The organism is Mesorhizobium sp. M0808, assembly GCF_040320025.1.
Lineage (GTDB): Bacteria > Pseudomonadota > Alphaproteobacteria > Rhizobiales > Rhizobiaceae > Mesorhizobium.
This window is the reverse complement of sequence record NZ_JAMYOX010000004.1, coordinates 119,102-135,273: the sequence shown is the minus strand read 5'-3', so window position 1 is coordinate 135,273 and position 16,172 is coordinate 119,102. Positions and strand designations below refer to the sequence as shown.

15 protein-coding genes are annotated in these 16,172 nt (G+C 64.2%); 10 read left to right on the top strand and 5 right to left on the bottom strand.

Going from position 1 to position 16,172, the window contains the following annotated elements:
- The first annotated feature begins 101 nt into the window (after positions 1-101).
- Positions 102-1,091: a BMP family lipoprotein gene (locus NKI25_RS08005; protein ID WP_023675310.1), complete on the top strand. Its 990-nt coding sequence runs from the start codon at positions 102-104 to the stop codon at positions 1,089-1,091.
- An 85-nt stretch (positions 1,092-1,176) separates the two neighbouring features.
- Here NKI25_RS08005 and NKI25_RS08000 read toward each other — a convergent pair whose 3' ends face one another.
- Entirely contained in the window at positions 1,177-1,386 is a 210-nt protein-coding gene (locus NKI25_RS08000) for a SlyX family protein (protein ID WP_031194007.1), read from the bottom strand.
- Between the two features lie 182 nt (positions 1,387-1,568).
- On the opposite strand from NKI25_RS08000, the gene NKI25_RS07995 reads away from it, so the two are divergent.
- Genes NKI25_RS07995 through deoA form a run of 6 tightly spaced genes read left to right on the top strand, consistent with a single transcriptional unit; the run spans position 1,569 to position 7,743 of the window.
- On the top strand, positions 1,569-3,101 hold the full coding sequence (locus tag NKI25_RS07995; RefSeq protein ID WP_352454009.1) for an ABC transporter ATP-binding protein: 1,533 nt from the start codon (positions 1,569-1,571) through the stop codon (positions 3,099-3,101).
- Entirely contained in the window at positions 3,098-4,237 is a 1,140-nt protein-coding gene (locus NKI25_RS07990) for an ABC transporter permease (RefSeq protein ID WP_023675313.1), read from the top strand. The genes NKI25_RS07995 and NKI25_RS07990 overlap by 4 nt, the downstream gene beginning before the upstream one ends.
- A 1-nt stretch (position 4,238) precedes the next feature.
- Positions 4,239-5,210 carry an ABC transporter permease gene (locus NKI25_RS07985; RefSeq protein ID WP_352588275.1) on the top strand — a complete coding sequence of 324 codons (972 nt, stop codon included), beginning with the start codon at positions 4,239-4,241 and terminating at the stop codon, positions 5,208-5,210.
- Positions 5,211-5,216: 6 nt separating this feature from the next.
- The gene (gene cdd, locus NKI25_RS07980; RefSeq protein WP_292657331.1) at positions 5,217-5,609 is read left to right on the top strand and encodes a cytidine deaminase; all 393 of its coding nucleotides are present in this window, start codon (positions 5,217-5,219) and stop codon (positions 5,607-5,609) included.
- On the top strand, positions 5,606-6,424 hold the full coding sequence (locus NKI25_RS07975; RefSeq protein ID WP_352588272.1) for a purine-nucleoside phosphorylase: 819 nt from the start codon (positions 5,606-5,608) through the stop codon (positions 6,422-6,424). Before cdd ends, NKI25_RS07975 begins: the two co-directional genes overlap by 4 nt.
- A complete protein-coding gene (gene deoA, locus NKI25_RS07970) occupies positions 6,424-7,743 on the top strand; it encodes a thymidine phosphorylase (protein WP_352588269.1) in 1,320 nt (439 codons plus the stop codon). Before NKI25_RS07975 ends, deoA begins: the two co-directional genes overlap by 1 nt.
- 111 nt (positions 7,744-7,854) lie before the next feature.
- On the opposite strand, the gene NKI25_RS07965 is transcribed toward deoA, so the two are convergent.
- The 3 genes from NKI25_RS07965 to NKI25_RS07955 form a co-directional block, all read right to left on the bottom strand.
- Positions 7,855-8,415, bottom strand: coding sequence for a TIGR02281 family clan AA aspartic protease (locus NKI25_RS07965; RefSeq protein WP_352588266.1), 561 nt, complete (start codon positions 8,413-8,415; stop codon positions 7,855-7,857).
- Between the two features lie 100 nt (positions 8,416-8,515).
- Entirely contained in the window at positions 8,516-9,145 is a 630-nt protein-coding gene (gene upp, locus NKI25_RS07960) for a uracil phosphoribosyltransferase (RefSeq protein ID WP_023675320.1), read from the bottom strand.
- 134 nt (positions 9,146-9,279) lie between these two features.
- On the bottom strand, positions 9,280-10,254 hold the full coding sequence (locus tag NKI25_RS07955; protein ID WP_352588263.1) for an adenosine deaminase: 975 nt from the start codon (positions 10,252-10,254) through the stop codon (positions 9,280-9,282).
- A gap of 167 nt (positions 10,255-10,421) precedes the next feature.
- On the opposite strand from NKI25_RS07955, the gene ubiE reads away from it, so the two are divergent.
- From ubiE to coaBC, 3 genes are all read left to right on the top strand, one after another.
- Positions 10,422-11,198 carry a bifunctional demethylmenaquinone methyltransferase/2-methoxy-6-polyprenyl-1,4-benzoquinol methylase UbiE gene (gene ubiE, locus NKI25_RS07950; RefSeq protein WP_352998320.1) on the top strand — a complete coding sequence of 259 codons (777 nt, stop codon included), beginning with the start codon at positions 10,422-10,424 and terminating at the stop codon, positions 11,196-11,198.
- Between the two features lie 70 nt (positions 11,199-11,268).
- The gene (gene ubiB / locus NKI25_RS07945) at positions 11,269-12,843 is read left to right on the top strand and encodes a 2-polyprenylphenol 6-hydroxylase (RefSeq protein WP_352998319.1); all 1,575 of its coding nucleotides are present in this window, start codon (positions 11,269-11,271) and stop codon (positions 12,841-12,843) included.
- A 65-nt stretch (positions 12,844-12,908) separates the two neighbouring features.
- On the top strand, positions 12,909-14,366 hold the full coding sequence (gene coaBC, locus NKI25_RS07940; protein WP_352998318.1) for a bifunctional phosphopantothenoylcysteine decarboxylase/phosphopantothenate--cysteine ligase CoaBC: 1,458 nt from the start codon (positions 12,909-12,911) through the stop codon (positions 14,364-14,366).
- Here coaBC and NKI25_RS07935 read toward each other — a convergent pair.
- Positions 14,363-15,820 (bottom strand): MFS transporter, encoded by a 1,458-nt coding sequence (locus NKI25_RS07935; RefSeq protein ID WP_352755056.1) that lies wholly within the window; start codon positions 15,818-15,820, stop codon positions 14,363-14,365. The two genes, coaBC and NKI25_RS07935, sit on opposite strands and share 4 nt — an antisense overlap.
- Positions 15,821-16,172 lie beyond the last annotated feature (352 nt).

Genomic DNA, 16,172 nt, shown 5'->3' with positions numbered 1-16,172 from the left:
AGCGGGAGGAAGACACTCCTGCCCGACGCCATATGCCTGCCGGAGAACCGGGCCGGCATGCGGTGCATAATGGACAAATAACCGACAGGGGTGTGGATCACATGAAACGTATCGTTCTCGGCCTTATGGCCGCAGCTGCAATGGTTCTTCCGGCCTTCGCCGCGGACATTCAACCCGCGATCCTCTATGATCTCGGCGGCAAGTTCGACAAATCGTTCAACGAGGCGTCGTTCAACGGCGCTGAAAAGTTCAAGACCGAGACCGGCATCCCCTATGTGGAATTCGAGGTCAGCAACGCCACCCAGCGCGAGCAGGCGCTGCGCCGTTTCGCCGAGGACGGTCGCAACCCCATCGTCATGGCGGGCTTCTCGTGGGCTGACGCGCTTGACAAGATCGCCACCGAGTTCCCCGACACCAAATTCGCCATCATCGACATGGTCGTCGACAAGCCCAATGTCCGCTCGCTGGTCTATAAGGAGCAGGAAGGCTCCTACCTCGTCGGCGTGATGGCGGCGATGGCTTCCAAGACCAAGAAGGTCGGCTTCGTCGGCGGCATGGACATTCCGCTGATCCGCAGGTTCGGCTGCGGCTATGTCGGCGGCGCAAAGGCGGCCGGCGCCACCGACGTCATCCAGAACATGACCGGCGATACGCCGGCAGCCTGGAACGATCCGGCCAAGGGCGGCGAGATCGCCAAGACGCAGATCGACCAGGGCGCCGACGTGGTCTACGCGGCGGCAGGCGGCACCGGTGTCGGCGTGCTGCAGGCAGCGGCCGACGCCGGCAAGCTCGGCATCGGCGTCGATTCCAACCAGAACGGCCTGCAGCCCGGCAAGGTGCTGACCTCCATGGTCAAGCGCGTCGACGTTGCCGTCTACAACACCTTCATGGATGCCAAGGACGGCAAATTCACGGCCGGCGTTAACGATCTCGGCCTCAAGGAAGGCGGCGTCGACTACGCCATGGACGACAACAACAAGGCGCTTGTCGACGATGCAATGAAGGCGGCGGTCGAAAAAGCCAAGGCCGACATCATCGCCGGCACCATCAAGGTGCACGACTACATGTCGGACAATGCCTGCCCGTATTGATCGATTGCCGTTATTGATCGACTGGTACTGCTGAACTGACGAGCCGCCGGGTGAAAGCCCGGCGGTTTTGTCTTGTCGGCCCGCCTCACCAGTGCGGCGGCTTTGTCACCGGCACGTCGGGTGCGGCCTGTTCCTCCAGCGCCAGGAAGCGCTCGGCCAGCGCGTCGAGCTTGCGCTGCATGCGCTCGATCACCTTCCACTGCTCGGCGATCTGGCCGGACAGTTCCTCGATGGTCTTCTCCTGCTCGGCGGCGCGGATTTCCAGCGTCGTCAGCCGGTCGTCGGGCATGGTCATGTGAAATCCTCGATCAGGCGATTGTGCAGGGGTGCGGCCACGTTGGAAATTGACAAGCATGGCGGGATTTGTCGAGAGTGAACCCTGCTCCGGCCAATTGGTACGGACCCAATTGGCACAGACTGGGCGTCATGCTAGGCGTTTGACCAAGCGGTAAAAAAATAACAGTGGGAACAGGCTGCATGGCGCAAGCCGCAATCGAGCTGATCGGCATCGACAAGAGCTTTGGCGCCGTGCGCGCCAACCGCGACATCAATCTGGAGATTATGCGCGGCACTATCCATGGCATAGTCGGCGAAAACGGCGCCGGCAAGTCGACGCTGATGTCGATCCTCTATGGTTTCTACCAGGCCGATTCCGGCGAAATCCGTGTCGGTGGGCAGCCGGCATCGATCAAGACACCGAACGATGCGATCGCGCTCGGCATCGGCATGGTGCATCAGCATTTCATGCTGGTCGACAATTTCTCGGTGCTGGAAAACGTCATTCTCGGCGCCGAAAGCGATGCGCTGCTGAAGAAGAGCATCGCCAAGGCGCGTTCCGAGCTGGAGCGGCTCGAGCGCGAATACGGGCTCGAAGTCGATCCGGACGCCATCATCGAGGAGTTGCCGGTCGGCCTGCAGCAACGCGTCGAAATCCTCAAGGCGCTCTATCGCGGCGCCGAGATCCTGATCCTCGACGAGCCGACAGGCGTGCTGACGCCGGCCGAGGCCGACCACCTGTTCCGCATCCTCAGGCAGCTGAAGGAGCAGGGCAAGACGATCGTGCTGATCACCCATAAGCTGCGCGAGATCATGGCGATCACCGACACCGTCTCGGTGATGCGCCAGGGCACGATGGTGGCGACCAGGGAGACCAAGAAGACCACGGTCGAGGAACTGGCCGAGCTGATGGTCGGCCGGCGCGTGCTGCTGCGCGTCGAGAAGGGCGAGGCGAAGGCCGGCGGCGTCAAGCTCGCGATCAAGAACCTGACGGTGAAGGATTCCCGCGGCGTCACCATGGTCGACGACGTCTCTTTCGATGTCCATGCCGGCGAGATCGTCGGCATTGCCGGCGTCGCCGGCAACGGGCAGTCCGAATTGCTCGAGGCGATTTCCGGCATCAGGCATGCCGTTTCGGGCTCGGTCATGCTCGACGGCAAGCCGATCGACCTCACCGGCGCCGCCGACCCTGGCGAGCTGCGCGAGCGCGGCCTTGCCCATGTGCCGGAGGACCGCCATCATGTCGGGCTGGTGCTGGCCTTCGAGGAGAACGAGAATTCGATCCTCGGCTACCAGGACGACGAGCGCTATCTGAAGGGGCCGTTCCTTGACATTGACGCCATCCGTAACGATGCCCGGGACAAGATCGTCAAATATGATATCCGCCCGACGGACTGCCGCCTCAAGACCGCCAATTTCTCCGGCGGCAACCAGCAGAAGATCGTGCTTGCGCGGGAAATGGAACAAGATCCCGGCGTGTTGATCGTCGGCCAGCCGACGCGCGGCGTCGATGTCGGAGCCATCGAATTCATCCACAAGCGCCTCATCGCCATGCGCGACCAGGGCAAGGCGGTGCTGGTGGTTTCGGTCGAGCTCGACGAGATACGCTCGCTGTCCGACCGCATCCTGGTGATGTTTGCCGGCCGCATCGTCGGCGAACGCGGCCCCGACGCGACCGAGGGCGAGCTCGGCCTGCTGATGGCCGGCGTCGAGCAGCGCGAGGCGGCGGAATGAGCACTCCCTATGCCAAGCTGCCGGCCTGGGCCGACTACGTCCTGATCCCGCTGATCAACCTGTTCGTCGCCTTCGTCGTTGCCGGCTTCGTCGTCATATTGGTTGGCGAGAACCCACTGCGCGCAGCCGTCGTCCTGGTCGAGGGTGCCTTCGGCCGCGGCCAAGGCATCGCGTTCACGCTTTTCTATGCCACCACCTTCATCTTCAGCGGGCTTTCGGTGGCGGTTGCGGCGCATTGCGGCCTGTTCAACATCGGTGGCGAGGGCCAGGGCTATATCGCCGGTCTCGGCATTGGCATTGTTTGCCTGGCCTTCGACAGCGTGCTGCCTTGGTGGCTGACCTTCCCGATCGCCATTATCGCCGCCGCGGCGATGGGCGCGCTGTGGGCGCTGATCCCGGCCTATCTGCAGGCCAAGCGCGGCTCGCACATCGTCATCACCACCATCATGTTCAATTTCATCGCCGCCAGCGTCATGGTCCGTGCGCTGGTCGGGTACTTGAAGCCCCCCGCCTCGATGGCACCGCAGACCCGCACCTTCCTCGAAGGCGCGCAACTGCCGAAGCTCAACTGGGTCATCGAGTTGTTCGGCGCCAAAATCCGTTCGGCGCCATTCAACGTCAGTTCCCTGCTGGCGCTAGCCATGGCCTTCCTGGTGTGGGTGCTGATCTGGCGCACCAAGCTCGGCTACGAGATGCGCACCTATGGCCACAGCCCGAAAGCGGCGCGCTATGCCGGCATTTCGGAGATCCGCATCATCATTATCGCGATGATGATCTCGGGCGCGCTAGCCGGCATGATGGCGCTCAACCCGACGATGGGCGACCAGCACAATGTCGCACTCGAATTCGTTTCGGGCGCCGGTTTCGTCGGCATCGCGGTGGCGCTGATGGGCCGCCTGCATCCGGTCGGCATCGTCATGGCGGCAATATTGTTCGGCATGCTCTACCAGGGCGGCGCCGAACTCGCCTTCGAGATGCCGGCGATCAGCCGCGACATGATCGTTATCATCCAGGGCCTCGTCATCCTGTTCGCCGGCGCGCTCGAGCATATGTTCCGGCCCTACGTCCAGGCGTTGTTCGCCTCGCTCAGCCCGAAATCGGTCGGCATGGAAGCGGTCAAGGGGAAGGGCGCCTAAGATGGATTTCTTCAACGCCATCGTACAGGTCCTGGACTCGACCATCCGCCTGTCGGTGCCCTTGCTGCTCGCCTGTCTCGCCGGCCTCTACTCGGAGCGGGCCGGCGTCTTCGACATCGGGCTCGAGGGCAAGATGCTTGCCGGCGCCTTCGCCGGTGCGGCCGCCGCCTCGGTCTTCCACTCGGCCTATCTCGGCCTCGGCATGGCCATCCTCATTTCGGTCGCCTTCGCGCTAATCCACGGCTTTGCCTCGATCACCCATCGCGGCAACCAGATCGTTTCCGGCGTCGCGATCAATTTCATTGCCGCCGGATCGACGATCATGCTCGGCCAGGCCTGGTTCCAGCAAGGCGGGCGCACGCCGGCGCTGGCCGCCGGCGAGCGGTTCGAGGCAATCATCTGGCCGGGCGCGGAGGCGTTCAGGAGCGTGCCGATCCTCGGGCCGATCTATTCGGAACTCATCTCCGGCCATTCCGTGCTGGTCTATCTCGCCTTCCTGGCCGTGCCGTTCACCTGGTGGGTGCTGTTTCGCACCCGCTTCGGCTTGCGCCTGCGCGCCGTCGGCGAGAACCCGGCCGCGGTCGACACCGCCGGCATATCGGTCGCCTGGCTGCGCTACCGGGCGCTGATCTGCACCGGCGTGCTCACCGGCATTGCCGGTGCCTATCTGTCGATGGTGCAGAATGGCGGCTTCGTGAAGGACATGACCGCCGGCAAGGGCTATATCGCGCTGGCCGCGCTGATCTTCGCCAAATGGAAACCGGTCAACGCCATGTTCGCCTGCCTGCTGTTCGGCTTCCTCGACGCGGCGTCGATCCGCCTGCAAGGCACGCCGCTGCCGCTGATCGGCAAGGTGCCGGTGCAATTCATGCAGGCGCTGCCCTATGTGCTGACCGTCATCCTGCTTGCCGGGTTCATCGGCAAGGCAATCCCGCCGCGCGCCGGCGGCGTGCCTTATGTCAAGGAACGCTGATCTATCATGGCTCATGATCTGTTCGAAGCGGCGAAAGCCGCCATGGCCAAGGCCTATGCGCCCTATTCGAAATTTCCGGTCGGCGCGGCGTTGCGCACCGAGGACGGCCGTGTCTTTGCCGGCGCCAATGTCGAGATCGCGTCCTATCCGGAGGGCTGGTGCGCCGAAACCACCGCACTTGCCAACTACATCATGGGCGGCGGCGGCAAGATCACTGAAATCGCCGTGATCGCCGAACGCGTGGCAAAATGCTCGCCCTGCGGCGGCTGCCGGCAGCGGCTGGCGGAATTCTGCCGGCCGGAGACGAAGTTCTATCTCTGCGATGATAGCGGCGTGGTTGAGACCGTGACCATGGGCGAGTTGCTGCCATACGGGTTTGAAGGCGATGTGCTGAAATGAAGGAAGCGCTCGATCACCTCGTCGAAAGGCTGGACGGGCTGGCGCCGACCACCGCCTTGGTGCTGGGGTCAGGGCTTGGCGGGCTTGTCGACCAGGTCGAGGATGCGGTGCGCATCTCCTACGCCGACTTGCCGGGGTTTCCCCGAAGCGGCGTCAGCGGCCATGCCGGCGAGGTGGTGGCCGGGCTCTTTGCCGGCACGCCGGTGCTGATGCTGTCCGGCCGGGCGCATTATTACGAGCACGGCAACGCGGCGGCGATGCGGCCGGCACTCGAGGTGCTCGCCGGCCTCGGCATCTCCGGGCTGATCCTCACCAACGCCGCCGGTTCGGTCGATCCCGGGATGGGCCCGGGCTCTGTGATGCTGATCACCGACCACATCAATTTCTCGGGCTCCAACCCGCTGATCGGCGAACCGAGCGACCGCCGTTTCGTCGGCCTGACCGAAGCCTACGACGCCGGTCTCCGCTCCGCCATCGAGCAGGCGGCGAAGGCCACCGGTACCACGCTGCACAAGGGCGTCTATATGTGGTTCTCCGGCCCATGCTTCGAGACGCCCGCCGAGATCCGCATGGCGCGCGTCATGGGCGCCAACGCGGTCGGCATGTCGACGGTGCCGGAGGTCATTCTCGCCCGCTTTCTTGGGCTGCGCGTCGCCGCGTGTTCGGTCGTGACCAACCTTGCCGCCGGCATGACCGGAGCCGAGCTGTCGCACCAGGAGACCAAGGACATGGCGCCGGTCGGCGGCGCGCGGCTGGCGACCATTCTGCAGCGTGTTTTTCAGGACGGGCTTCCGGAGCACAGGGTCGACGCCTGATGCTTCCCCAGGAAATCATCCGCCGCAAGCGCGACGGCCAGAAGCTCTCGGCTGAGGAGACAGCGTTCTTCATCGAGGGTCTGACCGCCGGCACAGTCACCGACGCGCAGGTCGGCGCCTTTGCCATGGCGGTGTTCTTCAACGGCATGAGCCGCGACGAGGCGGTGGCGCTGACTATGGCGATGCGCGATTCCGGCGATGTGCTCGACTGGTCGGATCTGCCCGGCCCGGTCACCGACAAGCATTCGACGGGCGGCGTCGGCGACAATGTCTCCTTGATGCTGGCGCCGATCGTCGCTGCCTGCGGCGCCTATGTGCCGATGATTTCCGGCAGGGGTCTGGGCCATACCGGGGGCACACTGGACAAGATGGATGCGATCCCCGGCTATATCAGCCAGCCGGATGTTGCGCGGTTCCGCAAGACCGTGCTCGAAACCGGCTGCGCCATCATCGGCCAGACCGCCGATCTGGCACCCGCCGACGCCAGGCTCTACGCGATCCGCGATGTGACGGGAACGGTCGAATCGGTGCCGCTGATCACCGCCTCGGTCCTGTCGAAGAAGCTGGCCGCCGGCCTCAATTCGCTGGTGCTTGACGTCAAGGTCGGCAACGGCGCCTTCATGGAGAAATCGCGCGACGCAACCGCACTGGCCAACAGCCTGGTCGACATCGCCAATGGCGCCGGCCTTAAGGCCTCGGCGCTGGTGACCGGCATGAACGAGCCGCTGGCGTCCGCCGCCGGCAATGCGGTCGAGGTGCGCAACGCCGTCGATTTTCTCACCGGCCGCTTTCGCGACCGGCGGCTGGAGGACGTGACGCTGGCGCTGGCCGCCGAGATGCTGCAATCGGCAGGCCTTGTGTCGTCCAACCAGGACGGCCTGCGCCGCGCCGCCGAAACGCTGGCCGGCGGCCGCGCCGCTTCCATCTTCGCGCGCATGGTGGCGGCACTGGGTGGTCCCGTCGACTTTGTCGACAATCCGGAAAAATATTTGCCGAAAGCGGCAACGGAATTCGCGGTCAAGGCGAGCGCGAACGGCTTTGTCACCGGCATCGCGACCCGCGAGATCGGGCTTGCCGTAGTCGGGCTTGGCGGCGGGCGGACGCGGCCCGACGACAGGATCGATCACGCCGTCGGCATCACCAGGCTGTTGCCGGTCGGCGCTGAAGTGCGGACCGGCGAAGCGCTGGCGCTGGTCCATGCCCGCAATACCGGGGATGCCGAAGCGGCCGCGGCCGCCGTGCTTTCGGCCTATACGATCGGCACTTCCAAACCGGCCACGGAGAAAACCGTCATCCGGCGGATCCTGCCGCGCGGGTAGAGCCATTCCGACGGTATCGGATGGGCTCTATCTTTCTTTGGACCACGATCTTGTCCGAAGACCGGTCCCCAAACTTTTCGCTGGCGCGGACCTGCGGTTCGGGATCACGTTCTACTGAACCAGCAGCAGCGTGCCGTCTTCGACCTGGTATTTTTCGAGCCGCTGCAGAAAGCTCATGCCGATCAGGTTGGTGTGCAGCGCCCTGTCGTCGAGCACGACGGCCTCGACGCCCTCGACGGTGATCCTGCCGATCTGCAGGCGATCAATCGTCACCACGGCGGCCTTGATCGCCCCATTGGCGGTGTTGACCTGATGGCTGAAGTCCGTCGAATTGAGCGAGATGCCGATCCTGCGCGCGGTCGAGGTGTTGATGGCGACGAGCGTGGCACCGGTATCGATCATGCCGTCGATCTGGCGGCCGTTCAACTTGAACACCGACATGAAATGCCCGCGCGCGTCCGCGGTGACGACGACCTTGCGGCCGAGCGGCTGCGGCGTTGTGGGCCTGTCCGGGACGGCGGCGAGATTCAGGTCGGTTTGTCTGTCGGCCGGCCTGGCACCGATGGCGGATTTCAACAGCCGCTCGATTACCTGTGAATTGGACTGATACACGATCGGCAGCGATGCCGACGTTCCGGCAAACACGCCAAGGATGAGGAGCTTGCGCAGCATGGACCGGCCTTTGTGGTTGCCGATCCTTAGTCCGACATGGTGATTGCCGCTTTAACGAGTGCGGAAACCAGCCGTTTGCGTAAACAATCGGTAAACGGATCTATTTGGTGCCGTACATGCGGTCGCCGGCATCGCCGAGACCCGGCATGATGTAGCCCTTTTCGTTGAGCTGGCGGTCGATGGAAGCGGTGAAGACCGGAACATCGGGATGCGCCTGGGTAAACCGCTCGAGGCCCTCTGGTGCCGCCAACAGGCAGAGGAAGCGGATGTTGGTGGCACCGCGGCCTTTCAGCTTGTCTATCGCCGCGATCGCCGAATTGGCGGTCGCCAGCATCGGATCGACGACGATCACCAGCCGGTCGGCGAGGTCGCCCGGCGCCTTGAAGAAATACTCGACCGCTTCCAGCGTCTCATGGTCGCGATAGAGGCCGATATGGGCGACACGCGCCGCCGGCACCAGATCGAGCAGGCCTTCGAGCAAGCCGTTGCCGGCGCGCAGCACCGAGGCGAAGACCAGTTTTTTGCCCTCCAGCGTCGGCGCCTCCATCGTCTCGATCGGCGTCTCGATCGTAGTCGTCGTCAGTTCCAGGTTGCGGGTGACCTCGTAGCCGAGCAGCAGCGAGATCTCGCGCAGCAGCCGCCGGAAGCCGGCCGTCGAAGTTTCCTTCTTGCGCATGATGGTCAGCTTGTGCTGGACAAGCGGATGGTCGACGACGGTAACGCCCTTCATGGTGTTCTCCAACTGCGCAGGTGAATAGTGGATGGTGAATGGTGAATAGTGAATAGTGAACTGGTTTGCGAGTCCTTGGTTGCGCGGAAAACTCGCGGTTGACGAACCGAAGCGCCGGGTTCACCATTCACCATTCACCTGCCCTTGGCGCCGAGCCTGCCCAGCAGCACCGCCCTGGTCTTCCTGTCGACGAAGGCTGCCTCGATGGCCGTCCTGGTGACGGCGGTGAGCGCCTTGTCGTCCATCGCAAAATGCTCGGCAGCGATGTCGTATTCGCGTTTCAGCGAGGTCCAGAAATAGGGCGGGTCATCGGAGTTGAGCGTCACCTTGCAGCCCGCCGCCTTCAAGGCGGGAAAGGGATGGTCAGCGAAGCTGTCAAAGATTTTCAGGGCGATGTTGGAGCCGGGGCAGCATTCGAGCACGACGCCTTCGTCGGCGATGCGCCGCACAAGCTCGGGGTTCTCGATGGCGCGCACGCCATGGCCGATGCGAGACGGGCGGATGTGGTCGAGTGCCGCCTCGACGCTCTCCCAGCCCATCAATTCGCCGGCATGGACGGTGATGCCGAGGCCGGCCTCGCGGGCGATCTCGAAGGCCCTGACATAATCTTCCAGGTCGCCTATCCGCTCGTCGCCGGCGACGCCGAAACCGGTGACCAGCGGATGCCCGCAGCGGGCGGCGAAACGCGCCGCCCGCTCGATCGATTCGACACCGAAATTGCGCACGCCGGTGACGATCATGCGGCCTTCGATGCCGGTCTTCGCCTTGGCGCGGGCCATGCCTTCGCCGAGCGCGTCGGTATAGGCCTTCGGCGACAGCCCGGCCTTGCTGGCATGGTCGGGCGAGGTGAAAACCTCGGAATAGATGGCGCCGTCGCGGGCGAGGCTGGTCAGGTAATGGTCGGCCAGCCGCGCATAGTCTTCTTCGGTGCGGAACAGGTCCGACGAGAAGTCGTAGGCGGCGAGGAAAGAGGTGAAGTCGTGCCAGACGAAGGAGCCGTCCTGGATGTAGGGCGAGGCATCCTTGCCGTATTTCTCAGCCTGGCGGAGGACGAGTTCAGGCGCCGCTGCCCCTTCGATGTGGCAGTGCAGTTCTGCTTTCAAAGGCATTCAATTATCCCGTCAGGCTTTTTCTTATGACGCAGGTTCCTGTCGGAAAACCGTGTGACACTTTTCCGGAACCTGCTTCGAAGCGCGGCCGAACACCGCGCCTTAAACAATAGCGCCCGCACCATCGATCGGCTATGGTCCCGCCGATTTTATGGCGGATCAAAACGATGTCGGTTGAAAGAACCACGGCTGCGGGCGGCATGGAAACCTCCTATGGTTTCAGGCGGGTAGGGCCACGCGACAAGCAGTCCCTGGTCAATGACGTTTTCCACAAGGTGGCGAACCGCTACGACCTGATGAACGACCTGATGTCGGCCGGGTTGCATCGGTTGTGGAAGGACGCCATGGTCGCCTGGCTCAATCCACCGAAGCGGCCGGGCTGGAGCGTTCTCGACGTTGCCGGCGGCACCGGCGATGTCGCCTTCCGCATCGTCGAGGCGAGCGGCAGGCACGCTCATGCAACGGTTCTCGATATCAACGGCTCGATGCTCGCCGTCGGCCGCGACCGGGCCGAGAAAAAAGGCCTGTCGGCAAATACCGATTTCGTCGAAGCCAATGCCGAGGAACTGCCTTTTGCCGACGCCACTTTCGACGCCTACACCATCGCTTTCGGCATCCGCAACGTGCCGCGCATCGATGTGGCGCTTGCCGAAGCCTATCGCGTGCTGAAGCCTGGCGGGCGCTTTCTCTGCCTTGAATTCTCCGAGGTCGAGATGCCGCTGCTCGACAAGGTCTATGAGGCATGGTCGTTCAACGCCATTCCGCGGATCGGCAAGGTGGTGACCGGTGATGGCGAGCCCTATTCCTATCTGGTCGAATCGATCCGCAAGTTTCCCAATCAGCAGAATTTCGCGGCGATGATGTCGCGCGCGGGCTTCGAGCGCGCCTCGTTCCGCAATTATTCCGGCGGCATCGCCGCGCTCCACTCGGGCTGGAAGCTTTGAGGCTGGCCCGTATCTTTCGTACTCAATGTGCTCTTCGCCGGTCTAGGAAATCGGCGAGGCAAAGCCAGCCATGAGCAGCATCGGCGCTGGTTTCAGGCTCGTACGGGCCGGCTGGGTGCTGGTCCGCGAGGGTGTCATCGCGGCTTTGCCCGGTGACGAGCTCTTCGGCTTGCCGAAATTCGGCTGGCGCATGGCCCGGCTGTTCACCCGCCGTCGCGCGCTTGCCTATGAGCGCGGCGACAGGCTGGCCAAGGCGGTCGTGCGGCTCGGCCCGTCCTACGTCAAGCTCGGCCAGTTCCTGGCGACACGGCCGGATGTCGTCGGAAACGATATCGCGTTTGATCTCGCCATGCTGCAGGACAAGATGCAGACGTTTCCGAAGGCCGAGGCTGTCGCCGCGATAGAGGCCTCGCTCGGACGCAAGGTCGACGAGCTCTATGTCAGTTTTGGCGAGGCCGTCGCCGCCGCCTCTATCGCCCAGGTTCATACCGCCGAAGCCCTGCAGGACGGCGTCATTACCCGGGTAGCAGTAAAGGTCATCCGGCCGGGCGTGCGCCGCCGGTTCTTTCGCGATCTCGAGAGCTATTTCCTCGCCGCCCGGCTGCAGGAAAAATACATCCCGTCGTCGCGCCGGCTGCGGCCGGTCGAGGTGACGGAGACACTGGCCCAGACGACCAAAATCGAAATGGACCTGAGGCTGGAGGCGGCGGCTTTTTCGGAGCTCGGCGAGAATACCAAGGACGATCCCGGCTTCCGTGTGCCGTCGGTCGACTGGGAGCGCACCGGTCGCGACGTGCTGACCATGGAATGGGTCGACGGCATCAAGATGAACGATATTGCCGGCCTAGCCGCCGCCGGCCACGACCTGAAGGCGATTGCCGCCAACCTCGTTCAGTCGTTTCTGCGCCATACGCTGCGTGACGGTTTCTTCCACGCCGACATGCACCCGGGCAACCTGTTTATCGAAGCCGACGGCACCATCGTCGCCGTCGATCTCGGCATTGCCGGCCGGCTCGGCAGGAAGGAGCGCCGGTTCCTCGCCGAAATCCTCTACGGCTTCATCACGCGCGATTACCAGCGCGTCGCCGAAGTTCATTTCGAGGCCGGCTACGTGCCGCGCCAGCACAATGTCGCGGCTTTCGCCCAGGCGATCCGGGCGATCGGCGAACCGATCCACGGCCAGCCGGCCGAGACCATCTCGATGGCCAAGCTGTTGACGCTGCTGTTCGAGGTGACCGACCTCTTCGACATGGCGACGCGGTCCGAACTGGTGCTGCTGCAGAAGACCATGGTCGTTGTCGAAGGCGTCGCCCGCACCCTCGACCCGGCCTTCAACATGTGGAAGACGTCGGAGCCGGTGGTCAGCGGCTGGATTGCCCGCAATCTCGGCCCGCGCGCCCTGCTGGCCGATGCGCGCGACGGTGCCAACGCGCTGCTGGCGCTGGCCCGTCAGGCACCGGACCTCGCCGCCCGTACCGAGCGGCTGTCGCGTGAGATCGACCTGATGGCCGAAAACGGCCTGCGCTTCGACGAGGGGACGGCGGACGCGATCGGCAAAGCCGAGGCGCGCCACACCCGCTCCGGCCGGCTGGCGCTGTGGGTGATCGCGCTGACGCTGGTGTATATCGCCTGGCGTATATTCTAGCGCTTGTTGCAAAGTGATTGCATTGCTATCATTGCACTCAGCAATTCCGGGCAAGGTGCAATCAGATGGCCAGCATCACGATCCGCAACCTTGATGACGAGGTCAAGGACCTGCTGCGCCGACTGGCGGCGGAGAATGGCCGGTCGATGGAAGACCAAGCGCGGGTGATGATCCGCGCAGCGGTCGAAGGTCAGTTCGGTTCGGCCGGTCGCATCGACCAGATCGAGAAAACACTGCGCGAACTGACGAGTTCGCAGAGTCCAGCAACGCCGGTGGTCGCCGTCTCCAGCCCGCGAGGCATCCTCTCCGGCAAGCGCATCCTGCTGATCATCGGCGGCGGCATCGCCGCCTACAAGGCGCTCGACCTGATCCGCCGGCTGCGCGAGCGCGGTGCTTCGGTGCGCGTGGTGATGACCGCGGCGGCGCAGGAGTTCGTCACTACGCTGTCGGCCGGGGCGCTGTCGGCCGACCACGTCTTCACCGAATTGTTCGATCGGCAGGACGAGCACGACATCGGCCACATCCGGCTGTCGCGCGAAGCCGACCTTTTGGTCGTGGCGCCGGCCACCGCCGACCTGATGGCAAAGCTCGCCAATGGCCACGCCAACGACCTTGCCTCGACCGTGCTCATCGCCACCGACAAGCGAGTTTTGATGGCGCCGGCGATGAACCCGAAAATGTGGGCGCATCCGGCGGTCCGCCGCAACCGCTCGATGCTGGGCAAGGACGGCGTCGCATTCGTCGGCCCGGCGAAGGGCGAGATGGCCGAGAGCAACGAGGTGGGCGAGGGCCGCATGGCCGAGCCGCTGGAGATCGTCGCCGCGATCGAGGCGCTGCTCGACAGCCGGCCAAAGCCGCTGACGGGCAGGAAGATCATCGTCACTTCCGGACCGACGCATGAAGCGATCGATCCTGTCCGCTACATCGCCAACCGCTCGTCGGGCAAGCAGGGGCACGCCATCGCGGCGGCGCTGGCCAGGCTCGGCGCCGACGTGCGTCTCGTCTCCGGCCCGGTCGGCATTGCCGATCCGGCCGGCGTCGCCACGCTGCACGTCGAAACGGCCGTCGAGATGAAGGACGCGGTCGAGCAGCTGCTGCCGGCCGACGCGGCAGTGTTCGTCGCGGCTGTCGCCGACTGGCGCACACAAAGTTCGGCCGGGGAAAAGATCAAGAAGGTGGCGGGCGAGGGGCCACCGGCGCTGCAGATGGTGGAAAATCCCGATATTCTTGCCGGTGTCGGGCATCACAAAAAGCGGCCGATGCTGGTGGTCGGTTTCGCCGCGGAGACGCAGGATCTGGTCAGGAATGCCGAGGCCAAGCTCGCAAAAAAGGGTGCCGATCTTATCGTCGCCAATGATGTCTCGCATGAAGATGGTTCTCCGGGCGTGATGGGCGGCGACCGCAACAAGGTGCGAATCGTCTCGAAGGCCGGCGTCGAGGAATGGCCGGAGATGAGCAAGGACGAGGTGGCGACGCGGCTCGCGGCACTAATCGCCGACCGGCTGAAGACGGTCGTTGTCTAGTCAATCTCCCCCACGGAGATTGACAGCTTCGCCGGCTTCGTGTCGGTCGCCCCCGAAATCCGCAAGGCGGCGAGGCATCCCAGGATGCCGAGCGGTATGAAGGCGAGGAACAGCCAGGCGGCGACGTTCGCCGCGGCCTCGCGGTTCAGGCCTTCGGAAAAGCCGCTGGCGTTGGCGACGATGCCGGTCAGTGCCGCACCCACGGCATAGCCGATGCGCTGCATGGTCGGCACGGCGGCCGAGGCGATCGTCTGCTCGCCTTCCTTGGCCGATGCCACGATGACACGCGTGACGAACGGCCAGGCTATGCCGAAGCCGCCGCCTTGCAACAAAGCACAAAACAGGATCAGCGGGATCGAGCCGGCCGGCACCGTATAGGCGAAACCGGCGACGCCCGTGGCGACCATCAGCGCCCCGCCGACGATGATCAGCCGCTCGCGCTCCGGTGGCGCATTGGCGACGAGGATCGACAGGATCGACCAGGCGATCGATTCGGCGGCGATGATGTAGCCGGTGGTCAGGATCGGAATGCCGTGCAGGCTGGTCAGAAGCAGTGGTCCGTAGACCGCGAACGAGCAGGTCGCCACCGAAAACGCCGCGACCATGGTCATGCCCGCGCCGACCGACGAGCGCCATGAGAACAGCCGCGACGGGAACAGGCGCGAGCGCGGCTTCAGTGCGTCGATATAGATAAACAGCGCCAGGCCGATCAGGCCGAGGGTGAGCAGCAGCGACGAGCGCAGCAGGGCGATGTCGACGCCGGCAGTGGCAATCAGCACGACGCTGCCGGCGAGGCAGCCAAGTGCCGCAAAGGGGAAGGGCGGCGCCGAGCCGCCCGTCGCCTGCGGCCTCGTTGCTTCAGGCGTATCGAGCACGAGGAAGCTTGCCAGCGCCATGGCCGTGCCTCCCAGGGTGAAGACGCCGAAGGCCCAGCGCCAGGACGAGAATTCGGTCATGACCGCGCCGAGCACTGGCCCGCTGAAGGCGGCGACACCCCAGATCGCCGACATGACGCCGAAAAGCTGCGGCCAGATCGCGCGGGCAAACAGCCGCTCGACCGAGACGAAGGCCAGCGACACCAGCGCGCCGCCACCGAGCCCTTCGATCAGGCGGCCGCAGAGGAACAGCGGCATCGAAGGCGCGGTGGCGCAGACCAGCGCGCCGGCGGCATAGAGCATTGTGGCGACCATCATGTTGGTACGCAGCGCGACATAGCTCACCAGCCGTCCGGCGGCCGCACCGGCAACGATGGCGCCGAGCTCGTAGATCGCCAGCGACCAGCCGACCAGTTGCACGCCGGCAAGTTCGCCGACCATGGCCGGCATGACCGTTGCTACCATGGTTTCGTTGGTGGCGTGCAGCAGAATGCCGAGGCTGATGAAGCAGAAGCGCGCCAGATCGCCGCTCGCCCACAGCGCGCGCCAATCGACCCCGTTTGTGCTTGTTTTGGTCATCCAGTCCCCCGAGCTTCCCTAGACGCTGGTCTAAAATATTGGAGCGCTCTTCGTCTCCAGATGGGCACGCGGCGCTTCGGGGACGGCTTGTAAAACCTCAACCGCAGTTGAGTTCAAGCGGTTTCCGGTGTGCTGAGATGATGATGTAGGCGGGAAGCCAGGGTGATCGTGCATCTCGGCTCCACGATCAACCCGCTCTGCGGCGCAACTGATACTGGTTGACGCCGATTGCGATGTTCACGCCGTTCTACCAATCGATTTAGCAGCACCTCAACCGACGTATATCCCAGATACTGGTTGCCAGCTTCCGCAAATATGGTTAATATATTAGCAAGAAGAAATATTCCCGCTT

Excerpts from the sequence above, each read along its gene's own strand:
- NKI25_RS08005 (WP_023675310.1), top strand. The coding sequence starts at position 102 with ATGAAACGTATCGTTCTCGGCCTTATGGCCGCAGCTGCAATGGTTCTT.
- NKI25_RS08000 (WP_031194007.1), bottom strand. The coding sequence starts at position 1,386 with ATGACCATGCCCGACGACCGGCTGACGACGCTGGAAATCCGCGCCGCC.
- NKI25_RS07995 (WP_352454009.1), top strand. The coding sequence starts at position 1,569 with ATGGCGCAAGCCGCAATCGAGCTGATCGGCATCGACAAGAGCTTTGGC.
- NKI25_RS07990 (WP_023675313.1), top strand. The coding sequence starts at position 3,098 with ATGAGCACTCCCTATGCCAAGCTGCCGGCCTGGGCCGACTACGTCCTG.
- NKI25_RS07985 (WP_352588275.1), top strand. The coding sequence starts at position 4,239 with ATGGATTTCTTCAACGCCATCGTACAGGTCCTGGACTCGACCATCCGC.
- cdd (WP_292657331.1), top strand. The coding sequence starts at position 5,217 with ATGGCTCATGATCTGTTCGAAGCGGCGAAAGCCGCCATGGCCAAGGCC.
- NKI25_RS07975 (WP_352588272.1), top strand. The coding sequence starts at position 5,606 with ATGAAGGAAGCGCTCGATCACCTCGTCGAAAGGCTGGACGGGCTGGCG.
- deoA (WP_352588269.1), top strand. The coding sequence starts at position 6,424 with ATGCTTCCCCAGGAAATCATCCGCCGCAAGCGCGACGGCCAGAAGCTC.
- NKI25_RS07965 (WP_352588266.1), bottom strand. The coding sequence starts at position 8,415 with ATGCTGCGCAAGCTCCTCATCCTTGGCGTGTTTGCCGGAACGTCGGCA.
- upp (WP_023675320.1), bottom strand. The coding sequence starts at position 9,145 with ATGAAGGGCGTTACCGTCGTCGACCATCCGCTTGTCCAGCACAAGCTG.
- NKI25_RS07955 (WP_352588263.1), bottom strand. The coding sequence starts at position 10,254 with ATGCCTTTGAAAGCAGAACTGCACTGCCACATCGAAGGGGCAGCGGCG.
- ubiE (WP_352998320.1), top strand. The coding sequence starts at position 10,422 with ATGTCGGTTGAAAGAACCACGGCTGCGGGCGGCATGGAAACCTCCTAT.
- ubiB (WP_352998319.1), top strand. The coding sequence starts at position 11,269 with ATGAGCAGCATCGGCGCTGGTTTCAGGCTCGTACGGGCCGGCTGGGTG.
- coaBC (WP_352998318.1), top strand. The coding sequence starts at position 12,909 with ATGGCCAGCATCACGATCCGCAACCTTGATGACGAGGTCAAGGACCTG.
- NKI25_RS07935 (WP_352755056.1), bottom strand. The coding sequence starts at position 15,820 with ATGACCAAAACAAGCACAAACGGGGTCGATTGGCGCGCGCTGTGGGCG.